Below are 3,371 nucleotides of genomic sequence, written 5' to 3'. Positions count from 1 at the left end.
TACAACGCTAATTAATCAGGCTGAGCATTTTCAATCATCCGCACCAAGATACCTCGACAACTCTGCTCTTGCCGAGTCGGCGTGATCGTCATGATCATGCCCAGTGTTGTTGTTGGTGGTGCGGACTCTCAAGCGTGAGGTAAGGGCAATTCGTGGATGCCTTGGCGCATACAGGCGATGAAGGACGTGGCACGCTGCGATAAGCTGCGGTGAGGTGTGAGCAACCTTTGACCCGCAGATTTCCGAATGGGGAAACCCACCTATCCCGTTTAACTTGAGCGTCCCTGGCAACAGGGTCGAGCAAGCTAAATGGGGTTAGGTATCACTTAAGTGAATACATAGCTTTCGTGAAGCGAACCCGGCGAACTGAAACATCTCAGTAGCTGGAGGAAAAGACATCAACCGAGATTCCGTTAGTAGTGGCGAGCGAACGCGGACCAGGCCAGTGCCTGGAGTTCAACTAGCAGAAGCCTTTGGAAAGAGGCGCCATAGCGGGTGACAGCCCCGTATGCGAAAGTGAGACTTCAGGACTCGAGTAGGGCGGAACACGTGTAATTCTGTCTGAACATAGGGGGACCACCCTCTAAGCCTAAATACTCGTATGCGACCGATAGTGAACTAGTACCGTGAGGGAAAGGTGAAAAGCACCCCGATGAGGGGAGTGAAACAGTACCTGAAACGGATTGCCTACAAGCAGTTGGAGGGTCCCTGAGGCCTGACAGCGTACCTCTTGCATAATGGGTCTGTGACTTAATGTATCAAGCAAGCTTAAGCCGTTAGGTGTAGGCGCAGCGAAAGCGAGTCTGAATAGGGCGCCAGAGTTTGATGTATTAGACCCGAAACCCGGCGATCTATGCATGACCAGGATGAAGGTGCAGTAACATGCACTGGAGGTCCGAACCGATTAACGTTGAAAAGTTACCGGATGAGTTGTGCTTAGGGGTGAAAGGCCAATCAAGCCGGGAAATAGCTGGTTCTCCGCGAAAACTATTGAGGTAGTGCCTCGGATGGACACCCTAGGGGGTAGAGCACTGGATGGTTGCGGGGGTCGCGAGACCTACCAACACTAACCAAACTCCGAATACCTAGGAGTGATATCCGGGAGACAGACGGCGGGTGCTAAGGTCCGTCGTCAAAAGGGAAACAGCCCTGACCTACAGCTAAGGTCCCCAAGTCGTGTCTAAGTGGGAAAGCATGTGGAACTTCCAAAACAACCAGGAGGTTGGCTTAGAAGCAGCCATCCTTTAAAGAAAGCGTAACAGCTCACTGGTCTAATCAAGAGGTTCTGCGGCGAAGATGTAACGGGGCTCAAGACACGCACCGAAGCTTAGGGTGTGCCATTTATATGGTACGCGGTAGCGGAGCGTTCCGTAAGCCTGTGAAGCGATCTGGTAATGGGTCGTGGAGGTATCGGAAGTGCGAATGCAGACATGAGTAGCGATAAAAAGGGTGAGATGCCCTTTCGCCGAAAGACCAAGGGTTCCTGCGCAAGGCTAATCCGCGCAGGGTGAGCCGGCCCCTAAGACGAGCCCGAAGGGGGTAGTCGATGGGAACCACGTTAATATTCGTGGGCCTGGTGGTGTGTGACGGATCTCGTGTGTTGTCGTCCCTTATCGGATTGGGACGGCCTCGAAGAGGTCCCGGGAAATAGCCCCACCGTATAGACCGTACCCGAAACCGACACAGGTGGTCAGGTAGAGTATACCAAGGCGCTTGAGAGAAGTGTCCTGAAGGAACTCGGCAAATTGCCTCCGTACCTTCGGAAGAAGGAGGCCCAACATAGGCGCAAGCTCTTGTTGGGGGCACAGGCCAGGGGGTAGCGACTGTTTAGCAAAAACACAGGGCTCTGCTAAGTCGGCTTCAAGACGACGTATAGGGCCTGACGCCTGCCCGGTGCCTGAAGGTTAAGTGGAGGGGTGCAAGCTCTGAAATGAAGCCCAGGTAAACGGCGGCCGTAACTATAACGGTCCTAAGGTAGCGAAATTCCTTGTCGGGTAAGTTCCGACCTGCACGAATGGCGTAACGACTTCCCCACTGTCTCCAGGACATGCTCAGCGAAATTGAATTCCCCGTGAAGATGCGGGGTTCCCGCGGTTAGACGGAAAGACCCCGTGCACCTTTACTGCAGCTTCAGAGTGGCATTAGGAAGAAACTGTGTAGCATAGGTGGGAGGCTTTGAAGCGTTGGCGCCAGCTGACGTGGAGCCATAGGTGAAATACCACCCTGTTTGTTTCTGATGTCTAACCTCGATCCATGAAACTGGATCAGGGACCCTCTGTGGCGGGTAGTTTGACTGGGGCGGTCGCCTCCTAAAGAGTAACGGAGGCGCGCAATGGTGGGCTCAGGACGGTTGGAAACCGTCTGTTAGAGTGCAATGGCATAAGCCCGCCTGACTGCGAGACTGACAAGTCGAGCAGAGACGAAAGTCGGTCATAGTGATCCGGTGGTCCCTCGTGGAAGGGCCATCGCTCAACGGATAAAAGGTACGCCGGGGATAACAGGCTGATAACCCCCAAGAGCTCATATCGACGGGGTTGTTTGGCACCTCGATGTCGGCTCATCACATCCTGGGGCTGGAGCAGGTCCCAAGGGTTTGGCTGTTCGCCAATTAAAGTGGTACGTGAGCTGGGTTCAGAACGTCGCGAGACAGTTTGGTCCCTATCTGCCGTGGGCGTCGAAATTTGAGAGGAGTTGACCCTAGTACGAGAGGACCGGGTTGAACATACCTCTGGTGTACCTGTCGTCGTGCCAACGGCGCAGCAGGGTAGCTATGTATGGACGGGATAACCGCTGAAAGCATCTAAGCGGGAAGCCTCCCTCGAGATAAGATTTCATAGAGCCGTCAGAGACCATGACGTTGATAGATCGGATGTAGAAGTGGAGTAATCCATGGAGCTAACCGATACTAATTGCTCTATTCGCGCTTGAGAGTCCCACCATCAATGACAATCCTGGGAAACCAGATGTCGCAGATGGCGGATGATCAAATGCAACGCCTGATTAACAACTACCATCTTCAGACAACCGTAAAGCGTGCACCGATTTTAAGATACGAACCCCCGCTGTTCACCGGCTCCATTGCTTGGTGGCTATAGCGTCAGTGCCCCACCCGATCCCATCCCGAACTCGGCCGTGAAACCTGACTGCGCCCATGGTACTATCACTTAAGTGATGGAAGAGTAGGTCGTCGCCAGGCATTGAAGCCGGTGAGCAGCGTGTGCACCTCGTATCCATAAGAACCCATTCACAAGTCATCTCCCCTTTCGTTCCGCCCACGCGGAACCGTCGCGGGGTGGAGCAGCCCGGTAGCTCGTCAGGCTCATAACCTGAAGGTCACAGGTTCAAATCCTGTCCCCGCAACCAAATCCACA

The 3,371-nt window shown here is 53.9% G+C and carries 1 tRNA gene and 2 rRNA genes; all 3 read left to right on the top strand.

What is annotated here, in order from left to right:
* Positions 1-129: 129 nt before the first annotated feature.
* The 3 genes from RH91_RS21135 (at position 130) to RH91_RS21125 (ending at position 3,363) form a co-directional block, all read left to right on the top strand.
* Positions 130-2,929: ribosomal RNA gene (locus RH91_RS21135) — 23S ribosomal RNA — on the top strand.
* Positions 2,930-3,081: 152 nt separating this feature from the next.
* Positions 3,082-3,196, top strand: a 5S ribosomal RNA gene (gene rrf, locus RH91_RS21130).
* A 90-nt stretch (positions 3,197-3,286) separates the two neighbouring features.
* Positions 3,287-3,363 (top strand) — tRNA-Met (locus tag RH91_RS21125).
* Positions 3,364-3,371 lie beyond the last annotated feature (8 nt).

The organism is Sphingomonas sp. PAMC 26617, from assembly GCF_000242835.1.
Taxonomy (GTDB): Bacteria; Pseudomonadota; Alphaproteobacteria; order Sphingomonadales; family Sphingomonadaceae; genus Sphingomonas.
This window is presented reverse-complemented; position numbering and strand designations above follow the sequence as displayed.